The following is a 12154-nucleotide window of genomic DNA, read 5'->3' on the forward strand; positions in this document are numbered from 1 at the left end:
ACCAGGGATGGACGGCGGGTCTGAGCCTGGCCACGGCTTTCGAGATGATGCTCACCGACGGGGTCAACCGCGGGGCCGCCGGCCGCCGTCCGGAAGGCGCCCAGGTCCTCGTCGCTCTCGAAGGCCAGCGCGATCCACGAGCCGTCCGCGAACAGCAGGTCCTGCCGCTTGGCCCAGACGTCGTTCGGGGTGTCCGGGCGCAGCCACCAGCTGCCGGCGGGCAGTTCGATCAGCGGGGTGGTCCGGTACTCGGAGGTGGACTGGTAGCTGGTCCAGCGGCTGAGGAACAGCAGCCGGCGGTCGGTGACCATCATGGTGAACAGGTCGTGGTCGGCCTTGAGCTTCTCGCCGGCGGTGGTGCGCACGGCCCGCCACAGCAGCCAGGCGGTGGAGCCCTCGGGGCCGTGCCAGGAGCCGCCGTGCAGCGGGCGGCGGATCGCCCGGTAGGCCCGCCGGGTCAGCGAGAGGCCGTACGGGCGGCGCCCGTAGGCGTCCGGTCCGAAGATGTCGACGAACCAGCGCGGCAGGAAGTACAGCCACAGGCCGCGCCAGAGCGATTTGAAGAAGTTCATCGTCCAAATGAGAGGGGCGAAACCGACCGCGCGAACGGTGTCGCGGTCCCACCAGAGCGGCAGTAGACGGTCCAATTGGGCCGCCCACGTGCCGATCATCGGCTCGCCCTGATACAGGTACTGACCTGCGGTTCTCTGAAGCTGGTAATCCCCGTACGCGACCGCCGGAAGCGGTTGCGGCTGATATGCGCTCATTCGACAAACCCCCCAATTCCCCGTGCAGTTCGGTTTTCTGCGGGGAACAAACTACCGGGTGGGGGAGGCGTTTTCGACCGCCCTCCGGACAACGGCCCGGACGCCTCCGGCGGCCTGCGAGAATGAGGGCATGTCGACCACTCCCGCCGCCCCCGGCAGCACCGCACTGGACCCGGCGATCGCCGCCCGTCTCAAGCGCACCCCGGACGGCCTGCTGCCCGCCGTCGCCCAGCAGTACGACACCGGTGAGGTGCTGATGCTCGGCTGGATGGACGACGAGGCGCTGCACCGCACCCTGACCACCGGCCGCTGCACCTACTGGAGCCGCAGCCGGGCCGAGTACTGGGTGAAGGGCGACACCTCGGGCCACTTCCAGCACGTCAAGCAGGTCGCCCTGGACTGCGACGGCGACACCCTGCTGGTCAAGGTCGACCAGGTCGGCGCGGCCTGCCACACCGGCGACCGGACCTGCTTCGACGCCGACGTGCTGCCGCTCGCCGAGTAGCCTGTCCCCGACCGTCCGCCCTTCTCATCCGATCGGTGTCCCATGGAACTTGAGGCTTTCCGCACGCTCGCCGCTGACACCCGGGTCATCCCGGTCACCCGCCGGCTCCTGGCGGACGGCCTCACCCCGATCGGCGTGTACCGCAGCCTCGCCGCCGAACGGCCCGGCACCTTCCTGCTGGAGTCCGCCGAGCAGGGCCGCAGTTGGGCCCGCTACTCGTTCGTCGGCGTGCGCTCCGGCGCGGTCCTCACCGTCGGCCCGGACGGCGGCGCCCGCTGGCTCGGCGAACCCCCCGTCGGCATCCCCACCGCCGGCGACCCGCTGGAGGTGCTGCGCGCCACCCTCGCCGCCCTGCACACCCCCCGGCACCCCGACGACGGCCTCCCGCCGCTCACCGGCGGCCTGGTCGGCTACCTCGGCTACGACGTGGTGCGCCGGCTGGAGAAGCTCCCGAACCTCACCCCGGACGACCTGAAGCTCCCCGAGCTGACCCTGCTGCTCGCCACCGACCTGGCCGTCCTCGACCACGCCGACGGCACCGTGCTGCTGATCGCCAACGCGGTCAACCACAACGACCTGGCCACCGGCGTCGACGAGGCGCACGCGGACGCCGTCGCCCGCCTCGACGCGATGGAGGCCGACCTGCGCCGCCCCGTCGACCCCGGCCTGGCCACCTACACCCCGACCGCGGTCGACGCGCACTCGCCGTTCGGCGGCGAGCCGTACCGCAAGGCCGTCGAGGTGGTGAAGGAGCGGATCCGGGCCGGCGAGGCGTTCCAGGTCGTCCCCTCGCAGCGCTTCGAGGCGCCCTGCCCGGCCTCCGCGCTCGACGTCTACCGGGTGCTGCGCACCACCAACCCCAGCCCGTACATGTACCTGTTCCGCTTCCCCGGCCCGGACGGCGGCCCGGAGGGCGGCTTCGACGTGGTCGGCTCCAGCCCCGAGGCGCTGGTCAAGGTGGCCGGCGGCGAGGCCATGCTGCACCCGATCGCCGGCACCCGGCACCGCGGCGCCACCCCGCACGAGGACGCCGAGCTCGCCGCCGAACTGCTCGCCGACCCCAAGGAGCGGGCCGAGCACCTGATGCTGGTCGACCTCGGCCGCAACGACCTCGGCCGGGTCTGCGCGCCCGGCTCGGTCGAGGTGGTGGAGTTCATGACCATCGAGCGCTACAGCCACGTCATGCACATCGTCTCCACCGTCACCGGCAAGGTCGCCGAGGGCCGCAGCGCGCTCGACGTCCTCACCGCCTGCTTCCCGGCCGGCACCCTCTCCGGCGCGCCCAAGCCCCGCGCCATGCAGATCATCGAGGAGCTCGAACCCACCCGCCGCGGCCTGTACGGCGGCTGCGTCGGCTACCTGGACTTCGCGGGCGACTCCGACACGGCGATCGCCATCCGGACGGCGGTGATCCGCGACGAGACCGCGTACGTCCAGGCGGGCGCGGGCGTCGTCGCCGACTCCGACCCGCACGCGGAGGACACCGAGTGCCGCAACAAGGCGGCGGCGGTGCTCAGGGCGGTCGCCGCGGCGAACACGCTCCGCTGAGGCCCTGCGCCCGCCCACCCACCCGTGCGCCCACCGCTGGGCCCGGCCCGGTTGCGCCGGTGGGTGGGCAGCGGGCCGGGGTTCGGCTGCGCCGGTGGGTGGGGAGGGGGATTTCGGCTGCACCGGGCGGGGACGGGTATTTGCCCGTTGGGCCTGACCCGGTTGCGCCGGTGGGGGTGGGCGTTTTCGGCTGCGCGGGGCAGGGGCGGGTGTCTGCCCGTTGGGCCCGGCCCGGTTGCGCCGGTGGGTGGGCAGCGGGCCGGGGTTCGGCTGCGCCGGGCGGGGGTGGGGGGCTTGCTGTCGTTGTGCGGGGCGGCTCCGGAGGGGTGGGGGTCGGGGCGGGGGTGAGGTCGGGGACACTGGGGGGGTGAGTGAGACGTCTGCTTCCCCCGCCGGTGCTTCCCCCGCCGCGAAGTCCCGCGGCACGTTGGGCCTGATGCTGCTCCTGACCGCGGTCGGTGCCGCGCTGGTGCTGACGGCGGTGGGGCGGACCTGGGCGGAGGGGGTGGCGCTCGGGATGGGCGGCAGCCGGGTCGCGGTGAGTGCGAGCGGGAGCAAGCTGACCGCGCTGCCGACCGGGATGGCGCTGGTGGCGATGGCGGCGGCCGTCGCGGTGTTCGCGGTGCGCGGCCGGACGCGGGTGCTGGTGGGCGTGCTGACGGTGCTGGCGGGGGCGGGGGCGGTCGCCGGGGCGGTGATCGGGTACACCGACACCGCGGGCCTGCACGCCGTCGCGGCGGGGCAGCTCGCGCTGAGCAGTGGCCGGGCCGAGCAGATCACCCGGACCGCCTGGCCGTGGGTGGCGCTGGTGGGCGGGGTGCTGCTGGTGGCGGCGGGGGCGTTGACGGCGCGGTTCGGCAGCGGCTGGCCGGCCATGGGCTCGCGGTACGAGGCGCCGACCCGGAAGGCCCCGGTGCGCGCGGACAGCCCGTCCGACCTGTGGAAGGCGCTGGACCGGGGCGAGGACCCGACCGGCTGAGGCCGTCGTCCGGGGCCGGCGAGCGGTTGGCCGGCCGTGGTGTCGCGGGCCGGTGGCCCTCCTTCGGCGGGTTGCTTCGCGGGCGTGGCGGCGTCGTTCGGGCCTCGGCTTCCGTTCTCTCCTCCGGGCGTCGTCCGGGGGCGGCGTCCGCTGCTCCGGCCCGCTGTCGGGCGGGCGGTCGAGTGTGCGCGGCACCACGTCCGCCCCGGCTTGGGGCTGTCGTGTTCGGCCCGGCACAATGGAGGGGTCAACCCGTCGAGCGCCGCCCAGGACCGCCCGACCGGGACCCGGAGAAACAAGGAGCACCAACAAGATGGCTGCAGCAGCGCACGGCCACACCCCCGCCGCGTGGACCGGCGTGGTCATTGCTTTCGTCGGCTTCTGCGTGTCGGGTGTCGCGATGATCATTCCGAACGTCGTGCTGGTCATCGCGGGCCTCGCCGTGGTCCTGATCGGCGGCGTGGTCGGCAAGGCCATGTCGATGGCGGGCATGGGCAAGCAGCCCAGCAAGAACTTTGCCCCGGCCACCACCGAGGAGCGCAGCGCGGTCGCCGCGGGCTGACCCCGGCGCGGAGCGGACCGAGCGGAACCGGACGGCGGGCCCCTGCGGCCCGCCGTCCGGCGTTCCCGGAGGCGGATGCTCCAGCGCTTCCCGGGGGAGGGCGGTCCGGCGTTTCGGTGCGGGCGGGCACCCGTGCGGCGGGGGCACAATCGTCCCCGTGAACGCTCCTGCCGCCCCCGGTTCCGCCGCCCCCGGTTCCGCCGCGTCCGGTCCCGCCACCAGAGCGGGGCGGCTGCTGCGGCCGCTGGCCGCGCTGGCCGCGGTGGCACTGCCCACCGCCTTCGTCGGGGTGGTGGACCCGAACGCGCCGGGGCACTACCCGGTGTGTCCGGTGCTGCGGGCGACCGGCTGGTGGTGCCCGGGATGCGGCGGGTTGCGCTGCGTGCACGCGCTGACCAGGGGGGACGTGCTGGCGGCGGCGCACGACAACCTGGTGGTGGTGCTGCTGGCGCTCGGGCTGGCGGTGCTGTGGGCGGGCTGGGTGGTGCGGGCGGTGCGCGGCCGGCCGGGGTGGCGGCCGCGCTGGACCGCCCGGCGGGCGGGGGTGCTGGTGGTGGTGCTGCTGCTGTTCGCGGTGCTGCGGAACCTGCCGGTCGGTGCGGGGCTGGCCCCGCCGGGGGTGTGAGCGGGGCGCACGAGGCGTCCACCGGGGGGTCCGCCGTTCGAGACGCGCGCCGGGGGGATGCGGAGTGCGCCCCCCGCGCCCGATACCATCGAAGGGCCGGGGCTGCGCTCGACGCCCCCGGCCTCACCACCGAAACACGATGGGGGCGCACGCGTGACTGTGCTCGACGAGATCATCGACGGGGTCCGGCAGGACCTCGCCGAGCGACAGGCCCGGGTCTCCCTGGACGAGCTCAAGGAGCTCGCCGCCAAGGCGCCCGAGGCGAAGGACGGCGTGGCCGCGCTGCGCGGCGACGGCGTCCGGGTGATCTGCGAGGTCAAGCGCTCCAGCCCGTCCAAGGGCGCGCTGGCGGCGATCGCCGACCCGGCCGCGCTGGCGGTCGACTACGCGGCGGGCGGCGCCGCCGCGATCAGCGTGCTCACCGAGCAGCGCCGCTTCGGCGGCTCGCTGGCCGACCTGGACGCGGTGCGCGCGGCGGTTCCCACCCCGGTCCTGCGCAAGGACTTCATCGTCACCGCCTACCAGCTGTGGGAGGCCCGGGCGCACGGGGCCGACCTGGCGCTGCTGATCGTCGCCGCGCTGGAGCAGCCGGCCCTGGTCTCGCTGATCGAGCGGGCCGAGTCGATCGGGCTGACCCCGCTGGTCGAGGTGCACGACGAGGAGGAGATCGCCCGCGCGGTGGACGCCGGCGCGCGGATCATCGGCGTCAACGCCCGCAACCTGAAGACCCTTGAGGTCGACCGGAACACCTTCGGCAACGTGGCGGACGCCATTCCGGCGCACATCGTCAAGGTCGCCGAGTCGGGCGTGCGCGGGCCGCACGACCTGATCACCTACGCCAACCAGGGCGCCGACGCGGTGCTGGTCGGCGAGTCCCTGGTCACCGGCCGGGACCCGAAGGCCGCGGTCGCCGACCTGGTCGCCGCCGGCGCCCACCCGGCGCTGCGCAACAACGGGCGGGGCTGAGCCTCCGCCGTGTCGATCGCCACCCGTCTCGCCCCCGGCTGCCGCCCGCGCGGCTGCCGCGCGCCCGCGCGCCGGGCGCTGGGGCGGCGGGTGCGCTACGTGATCGGCTGCGAGCCCGGACAGGTCCCCGGACGCCGATGGCGCGGCACCCGCGGCTGACCACCCGCCGCGCGTTCCACGTCCACGCCGTCAATCCTTCATCCGAGGACGGATCATGTCCGAGCACTACCTTCCGGGCGCCCAGGTGCCCGACGCACGCGGTTACTTCGGCGCCTACGGCGGCCGCTTCATCCCGGAGGCGCTGGTCGCCGCCGTGGAGCAGGTCGCCGAGGAGTACGAGAAGGCCAAGAACGACCCGGCGTTCGCCGCCGAGCTGGACGTCCTGCTCAAGGACTACACCGGCCGGCCGAGCCCGCTGACCGACGTCCACCGGTTCTCCGCGGAGGCCGGCGGGGCGCGGGTCCTGCTCAAGCGCGAGGACCTCAACCACACCGGCTCGCACAAGATCAACAACGTGCTGGGCCAGGCGCTGCTGACCCGCCGGATGGGCAAGACCCGGATCATCGCCGAGACCGGCGCCGGCCAGCACGGCGTGGCCACCGCCACCGCCTGCGCGCTGTTCGGCTTCGACTGCACCATCTACATGGGCGAGGTCGACACCCAGCGCCAGGCGCTGAACGTGGCCCGGATGCGGATGCTGGGCGCCGAGGTGATCCCGGTGACCTCCGGCAGCCGCACCCTGAAGGACGCCATCAACGAGGCGTTCCGCGACTGGGTCGCCAACGTGGACTCCACCCACTACCTGTTCGGCACGGTGGCCGGCCCGCACCCGTTCCCGATGATGGTGCGCGACTTCCACCGGGTGATCGGCGTCGAGGCCCGCCAGCAGGTGCTGGACCGCACCGGGAAGCTCCCGGACGCGGTGGTGGCCTGCGTCGGCGGCGGCTCCAACGCGATGGGCATCTTCCACGAGTTCATCCCGGACGCGGGCGTCCGCCTGATCGGCTGCGAGGCGGCCGGCGAGGGCGCCGAGACCCCCAAGCACGCGGCCACCCTGACCAAGGGCGACCCGGGCGTGCTGCACGGCTCGCGCACCTACGTGCTGCAGGACGAGGACGGCCAGACCATCGAGTCGCACTCGATCTCGGCCGGCCTGGACTACCCGGGCGTCGGCCCGGAGCACGCCTGGCTGAAGGACACCGGACGGGCCGAGTACCGCCCGGTGACCGACGCGCAGGCGATGGAGGCGCTGCGGCTGCTGTCCCGCACCGAGGGCATCATCCCGGCGATCGAGTCCGCGCACGCCCTGGCCGGCGCGCTCGAACTCGGCCGCGAGCTCGGCCCGGAGGCGACGATCCTGGTCTCGCTCTCCGGCCGCGGCGACAAGGACATGCACACCGCTGCCGAGTACTTCGGCCTCTACGACGCCGAGGGGACCAACTGACATGGCCGACACCAAGCTCACCACCGCCCTGGCGGCCGCGAAGGCCGAGGGCCGGGCGGCCCTGATCGGCTACCTGCCGGCCGGCTTCCCGACCGTGGACGGCGGCATCGCCGCGATCAACGCCCTGATCGAGGGCGGCTGCGACGCGGTCGAGGTCGGCCTGCCGCACTCCGACCCGGTGCTGGACGGCGCGGTCATCCAGACCGCCGACGACATCGCGCTGCGCGGCGGCGTGAAGATCAAGGACGTGCTGCGCACCGTCGCCGAGGTCGCGGCGGCCCACCCGGCCGTCCCGGTCCTGGTGATGACGTACTGGAACCCGGTGGACCGCTACGGCACCGCCCGGTTCGCCGCCGACCTGGCCGCGGCCGGGGGAGCGGGCTGCATCCTGCCGGACCTGCCGGTGGAGGAGTCCGAGGAGTGGCGCAAGGCGGCGGCCGAGCACGGTCTGGACACCGTGTTCGTGGTCGCCCCGTCCTCCAGGGACCACCGGCTGGCCGAGGTCACCGCGGCCGGCTCCGGCTTCGTGTACGCGGCGGCCGTGATGGGCGTGACCGGCACCCGGGCGGCCGTCGGCAACCTGGCCGAGGACCTGGTGGCCCGCACCCGCGCCACCACCGAGCTGCCGGTCTGCGTCGGCCTGGGCGTCTCCAACGCCGACCAGGCCGCCGAGGTCGCGGCCTTCGCGGACGGCGTGATCGTCGGCTCGGCGTTCGTCCAGCGGCTGCTGGACGCCCCGGAGCCGGCGGAGGGCACGGCCGCGGTCCGCGCGCTCGCGGGCGAGCTGGCGCGGGGCGTCCGCCGCAAGTAGCACCGCAGTAGCACCGCACGCCGCCGAGGGCCGCCCGGGGAGCAACCGCCGCTCCCCGGGCGGCCCTTCGCGTTGCGGTCCCTCGCGTTGCGGCCCCTCGCGTCGCGGCCCTTCGCGTTGCGGCCCTCCGCGTCGCCGTCCTACTCCGCGAGGGTGAAAAACCGGTGGGGGCGGGTACTCCCGTCCCGGCCGGGGCCGTTGAACCCTCCGGTGGTTCGTCGGCGAAAGGGCATCCGGATGGCACGGGTTCACCGGGCGGTGCTGCTGCGGGCGCTGGCGGCCGGGCTGGCGCTGGCCGCCGCGCTGGCCGGGAGCGGCGGCGTGGAACGGGAGTTGGCCCGCCGGGGGGCTGAGCGGGCGGTGCTGTGCCAGCAGTCGGAGGCGGGCTGCGACGCGCCGGGACGATGATCCGGAAAATCGGACGTATGACCGTTTAATGTCACTCATACGGCTTAATTCGCCAATGTGGAGGAACCGTCCGGCATCCCCTACGGTTCATCAGGCAGGAAACGGTGGAGCGCGTCCGAGGGGGAACTGATGGCCAGTCAGCAGGCTGACCGGGGCCGGGTGGGCGGACTGCGCCGGGCGGTGGACGGCGCGGCGGCCGAGTGGTTCGGGCTGGCGGTGCGACTGGGCCTGGCGGTGGTGTGGGGCTGGGCGGGCCTGGCGAAGGTCTCCGACCCGGCGGAGGCGGCGCAGGCGGTGCGGGCGTACGAGATCCTGCCCGAGTCGCTGGTGAAACCGGTCGGCTGGGGGCTGCCGTTCCTCGAACTGGCGCTGGCCCTGCTGCTGGTGCTCGGCCTCGGCACCAGGATCGTCGCGGCCGTCTCGGCCGTGCTGCTGCTGGTGTTCATCGCCGGCATCTCCTCCGCGTGGGCGCGCGGCATCTCGATCGACTGCGGCTGCTTCGGCGGCGGCGGCGCGGTGGACGAGTCGCAGACCAAGTACCTGCAGGAGATCCTGCGCGACACCGGGTTCCTGCTGCTGTCGGCTTGGCTGGTCTACCGGCCCCGGACCAGGCTCTCGCTGGACGCCTGGCTGGCCGCCTGAGCCGTCCGCCGACCCCGACGACCCCAACCCACTGGACTGGCAAGAGCACCCCATGAGCGAGAAGAACCGAGAAGGCAAGCGCAACGCCCGGGACAAGATGCGGGAGGCCCGGGCCGCCGAGGACGCCAAGGCGCGGCGGACCAGGAAGCTGGCGGTCGGCGGCGTGGTGGTCGCGGTGATCGCGGCCGCCGTGGTGGTCGGCGTGGTGGTGCAGAACCAGCGCTCCAAGCCGGAGACCCCCACCGCCGCCCCGGCGGGCACCATCGGCGACAAGAACCTGGTGATCCCGGTCGGCGCCGCCAACGCCCCGTCCACGCTGACGGTCTACGAGGACCCGCGCTGCCCGGCCTGCGGCAGCTTCGAGCGGAGCTTCTCGCCGACCATCGACCAGTTGGAGGACGCCGGCAAGATCGTCGTCCGCTACCACATCGTCTCGTTCATCGACCGCTCGCTGGGCGGCAGCGGCTCCAAGTACGGTGCCAACGCGCTGGGTTGCGCGCAGGACGCGGGGCACTTCCGCGACTACCACGACGTGCTGTACCGCAACCAGCCGGAGGAGACCGAGGACTCCTTCGGCAGCAAGCAGACCCTGATCGACCTGGCCAAGCAGGTCCCCGGCCTGGACACCCCGGAGTTCCAGTCCTGCGTCAACGACAACAAGTTCGGCGGCTGGGTCTCCGCGGTGCAGCAGGACTTCGACAAGTCCAGCTTCAAGTCGACCCCGACGGTGCTGCTGAACGGCGAGGCGGTCTACCCGAAGAAGGGCGACGAGCAGATCAGCCCGGAGAACCTGGTGAAGTGGGTGGACGCGGCCAACCAGGGCAAGGAACTCGGCACCGCCGGCTCGAACGGGCAGAGCCCGGCGCCGACCTCGACCGCCGGCGAGTCCAACAACCCGCCCTCGCCCTGACCCGGTCGGTCGCGTGACGCTACCGTGACCCGCTCCGGTGCGGGTGGGGCCGGTGGGACACGGTAGCGTCGACAGTGCCATGGATCTCGCATACATTCCGAGCCCGTCGCGGGGCGTCCTCAACCTGGGGCCCATCCCGCTGCGCGCCTACGCCTTTTGCATCATCATCGGTGTCGTCGTGGCCGTGTGGCTCGGCAGCAAGCGGTGGGTCGCCCGCGGCGGCGGCCGCCACACGGTCGGCGACATCGCGGTCTGGGCGGTGCCGTTCGGCCTGGTCGGCGGTCGGCTCTACCACGTCATCACCGACAACCAGCTGTACTTCGGCGAGGGCAAGCACCCGGTCGACGCGCTGAAGATCTGGGAGGGCGGCCTCGGCATCTGGGGCGCCATCGCCCTCGGCGCGGTCGGCGCTTGGATCGGCGCCCGCCGCCGCGGCGTCCCGCTGCCCGCCTACGCCGACGCGATCGCCCCCGGCATCGTGCTCGCCCAGGCCTGCGGCCGCTGGGGGAACTGGTTCAACCAGGAGCTGTACGGCCGGCCGACCACCCTGCCCTGGGGCCTGAAGATCGACAAGACGCTGGCCGACGGCACCGTCGTCCAGGGCGTCTACCACCCGACCTTCCTGTACGAGTCGATCTGGTGCGTGCTGGTCGCGGTCCTGGTGATCTGGGCCGACCGGCGCTTCACCCTCGGCCACGGCCGGGCCTTCTGGCTGTACGTGGCGGCCTACACCTTCGGCCGGTTCTGGACCGAGTGGCTGCGGATCGACGAGGCGCACCGCTTCTTCGGCCTGCGCCTGAACGACTGGACCGCGATCCTGGTCTTCCTCGGCGCGATCGCCGCCTTCGTGCTCTCCGCCAAGCTCCGCCCGGGCCGCGAGGACCCGGACGCGATCGACCCGCAGGCCACCGAGGAGCGCGCCGCGGCGGCGGCCGCGGTCGCCGAGGCGGAGCAGCCGCAGGACGGCGCGCCGGCCGCGGAGGCCACCGGCGCCGCGGCGGAGGACGCCGGGAAGCCCGGGAAGTCCGGGAAGTCCGGCACCTCCTCCTGAGCGCAGCCGCTCGACCCCGTCGGGGCCGCCACCGCCGAGACCGGCGGAGGCGGCCCCAACTGCCTTTGGGCAGGCTTACTTTGCTGGAAAGCGGCAGGTCAAAACGGGTACGTTCGGGGGGCACCGGCAAGCCCGGCCGGAGCACGGCCAGGGGGGTTCCGCCGTGCCCGGAAGGGGAGCCGCCCGCATGAGCACCATCACCGCCGAACCGCAGACCGACGGCCCGCAGCCCCGGATACCCGACGCCGACCACCACCGGGACGTCAACGGCGGCTGGCTGCGCCCGGCCGTGTTCGGCGCGATGGACGGCCTGGTGTCGAACTTCGCGCTGATGACCGGCGTGGTCGGCGGCGCCGCCGCGCCGAGCACCGTGGTGCTGACCGGCCTGGCCGGCCTGGCGGCGGGCGCGTTCTCGATGGCGGCCGGCGAGTACACCTCGGTGGCCTCCCAGCGCGAGCTGGTGGAGGCCGAGCTGGAGGCCGAGCGGATCGAGCTGCGCCGCAACCCGCAGGGCGAGCTGGCCGAGCTGGCCCAGCTGTACGTGGCCCGCGGCGTCGACCCGGAGCTGGCCCACGAGGTGGCCCGGCAGCTGTCCGCCGACCCGGACACCACGCTGGCCGTGCACGCCCGCGAGGAGCTGGGCGTCGACCCGGAGGACCTGCCCTCGCCGCTGGTGGCCGCGCTCTCCTCGTTCGGCTGCTTCGCGCTCGGCGCGCTGCTGCCGGTGCTGCCCTACCTGCTGGGCGCGACCACGCTGTGGCCGGCCGCGCTGCTGGCGGTGCTCGGCCTGTTCGGCTGCGGCGCGGTGGTGGCCCGGGTGACGGCCCGCAGCTGGTGGTTCTCCGGCCTGCGGCAGCTGGTGCTGGGCGGCGCCGCCGCGGGCGTCACCTACCTGCTGGGCCGGCTGATCGGCGGGGCGGTCGGCTGACCTGCGGA

At 74.0% G+C, this 12154-nt stretch carries 15 protein-coding genes; 14 read left to right on the forward strand and 1 reads right to left on the reverse strand.

Translation table 11 applies throughout. The features are described from left to right. Positions 1 to 572: hypothetical protein (locus tag ACWEO5_RS26255; protein ID WP_452164707.1), on the reverse strand; the 572-nt coding region annotated here is incomplete at its 3' end. A gap of 325 nt (positions 573 to 897) precedes the next feature. On the opposite strand from ACWEO5_RS26255, the gene hisI reads away from it, so the two are divergent. The 14 genes from hisI to ACWEO5_RS26325 all read left to right on the forward strand — a co-directional run bounded on the left by hisI (position 898) and on the right by ACWEO5_RS26325 (position 12146). Then, positions 898 to 1272: a phosphoribosyl-AMP cyclohydrolase gene (hisI, locus tag ACWEO5_RS26260; protein WP_344558971.1), complete on the forward strand. Its 375-nt coding sequence runs from the start codon at positions 898 to 900 to the stop codon at positions 1270 to 1272. Between the two features lie 42 nt (positions 1273 to 1314). Further along, positions 1315 to 2820: an anthranilate synthase component I gene (locus ACWEO5_RS26265; protein ID WP_344558973.1), complete on the forward strand. Its 1506-nt coding sequence runs from the start codon at positions 1315 to 1317 to the stop codon at positions 2818 to 2820. Between the two features lie 436 nt (positions 2821 to 3256). Continuing rightward, positions 3257 to 3799 (forward strand): TIGR02234 family membrane protein, encoded by a 543-nt coding sequence (locus ACWEO5_RS26270; RefSeq protein WP_452164708.1) that lies wholly within the window; start codon positions 3257 to 3259, stop codon positions 3797 to 3799. A gap of 313 nt (positions 3800 to 4112) precedes the next feature. After that, positions 4113 to 4361, forward strand: a complete 249-nt coding sequence (locus ACWEO5_RS26275; RefSeq protein ID WP_344551822.1) for an HGxxPAAW family protein — start codon at positions 4113 to 4115, stop codon at positions 4359 to 4361. A gap of 157 nt (positions 4362 to 4518) precedes the next feature. Then, complete coding sequence (locus tag ACWEO5_RS26280) at positions 4519 to 4986, forward strand: DUF2752 domain-containing protein (RefSeq protein ID WP_452164709.1); 468 nt, start codon at positions 4519 to 4521, stop codon at positions 4984 to 4986. 153 nt (positions 4987 to 5139) lie between these two features. Next, positions 5140 to 5952 carry an indole-3-glycerol phosphate synthase TrpC gene (gene trpC, locus ACWEO5_RS26285; protein WP_344551824.1) on the forward strand — a complete coding sequence of 271 codons (813 nt, stop codon included), beginning with the start codon at positions 5140 to 5142 and terminating at the stop codon, positions 5950 to 5952. Positions 5953 to 5961: 9 nt separating this feature from the next. After that, the gene (gene trpM / locus ACWEO5_RS26290; RefSeq protein ID WP_198544994.1) at positions 5962 to 6111 is read left to right on the forward strand and encodes a tryptophan biosynthesis modulator TrpM; all 150 of its coding nucleotides are present in this window, start codon (positions 5962 to 5964) and stop codon (positions 6109 to 6111) included. 52 nt (positions 6112 to 6163) lie between these two features. Continuing rightward, entirely contained in the window at positions 6164 to 7396 is a 1233-nt protein-coding gene (trpB, locus tag ACWEO5_RS26295; protein ID WP_452164723.1) for a tryptophan synthase subunit beta, read from the forward strand. Position 7397: 1 nt separating this feature from the next. Beyond that, positions 7398 to 8207, forward strand: coding sequence for a tryptophan synthase subunit alpha (gene trpA, locus ACWEO5_RS26300; RefSeq protein WP_452164710.1), 810 nt, complete (start codon positions 7398 to 7400; stop codon positions 8205 to 8207). A gap of 237 nt (positions 8208 to 8444) precedes the next feature. After that, positions 8445 to 8615 carry a hypothetical protein gene (locus tag ACWEO5_RS26305; protein WP_452164711.1) on the forward strand — a complete coding sequence of 57 codons (171 nt, stop codon included), beginning with the start codon at positions 8445 to 8447 and terminating at the stop codon, positions 8613 to 8615. 129 nt (positions 8616 to 8744) lie between these two features. Further along, positions 8745 to 9257 (forward strand): MauE/DoxX family redox-associated membrane protein, encoded by a 513-nt coding sequence (locus ACWEO5_RS26310; protein ID WP_452164712.1) that lies wholly within the window; start codon positions 8745 to 8747, stop codon positions 9255 to 9257. Positions 9258 to 9309: 52 nt separating this feature from the next. Next, entirely contained in the window at positions 9310 to 10167 is an 858-nt protein-coding gene (locus tag ACWEO5_RS26315; RefSeq protein WP_452164713.1) for a DsbA family protein, read from the forward strand. A gap of 79 nt (positions 10168 to 10246) precedes the next feature. Continuing rightward, positions 10247 to 11218 (forward strand): prolipoprotein diacylglyceryl transferase, encoded by a 972-nt coding sequence (lgt, locus tag ACWEO5_RS26320; protein ID WP_452164714.1) that lies wholly within the window; start codon positions 10247 to 10249, stop codon positions 11216 to 11218. Between the two features lie 187 nt (positions 11219 to 11405). Next, positions 11406 to 12146, forward strand: a complete 741-nt coding sequence (locus ACWEO5_RS26325) for a VIT1/CCC1 transporter family protein (protein WP_344551830.1) — start codon at positions 11406 to 11408, stop codon at positions 12144 to 12146. The last annotated feature ends 8 nt before the right edge of the window (positions 12147 to 12154 follow it).

The organism is Kitasatospora sp. NPDC004272, assembly GCF_053603035.1.

Bases quoted from the DNA above. Each gene is read 5' to 3' on its own strand.
- ACWEO5_RS26315 (WP_452164713.1), top strand. From the start codon at position 9,310: ATGAGCGAGAAGAACCGAGAAGGCAAGCGCAACGCCCGGGACAAGATG.
- ACWEO5_RS26270 (WP_452164708.1), top strand. From the start codon at position 3,257: ATGCTGCTCCTGACCGCGGTCGGTGCCGCGCTGGTGCTGACGGCGGTG.
- ACWEO5_RS26275 (WP_344551822.1), top strand. From the start codon at position 4,113: ATGGCTGCAGCAGCGCACGGCCACACCCCCGCCGCGTGGACCGGCGTG.
- ACWEO5_RS26325 (WP_344551830.1), top strand. From the start codon at position 11,406: ATGAGCACCATCACCGCCGAACCGCAGACCGACGGCCCGCAGCCCCGG.
- hisI (WP_344558971.1), top strand. From the start codon at position 898: ATGTCGACCACTCCCGCCGCCCCCGGCAGCACCGCACTGGACCCGGCG.
- trpA (WP_452164710.1), top strand. From the start codon at position 7,398: ATGGCCGACACCAAGCTCACCACCGCCCTGGCGGCCGCGAAGGCCGAG.
- ACWEO5_RS26305 (WP_452164711.1), top strand. From the start codon at position 8,445: ATGGCACGGGTTCACCGGGCGGTGCTGCTGCGGGCGCTGGCGGCCGGG.
- ACWEO5_RS26310 (WP_452164712.1), top strand. From the start codon at position 8,745: ATGGCCAGTCAGCAGGCTGACCGGGGCCGGGTGGGCGGACTGCGCCGG.
- lgt (WP_452164714.1), top strand. From the start codon at position 10,247: ATGGATCTCGCATACATTCCGAGCCCGTCGCGGGGCGTCCTCAACCTG.
- ACWEO5_RS26265 (WP_344558973.1), top strand. From the start codon at position 1,315: ATGGAACTTGAGGCTTTCCGCACGCTCGCCGCTGACACCCGGGTCATC.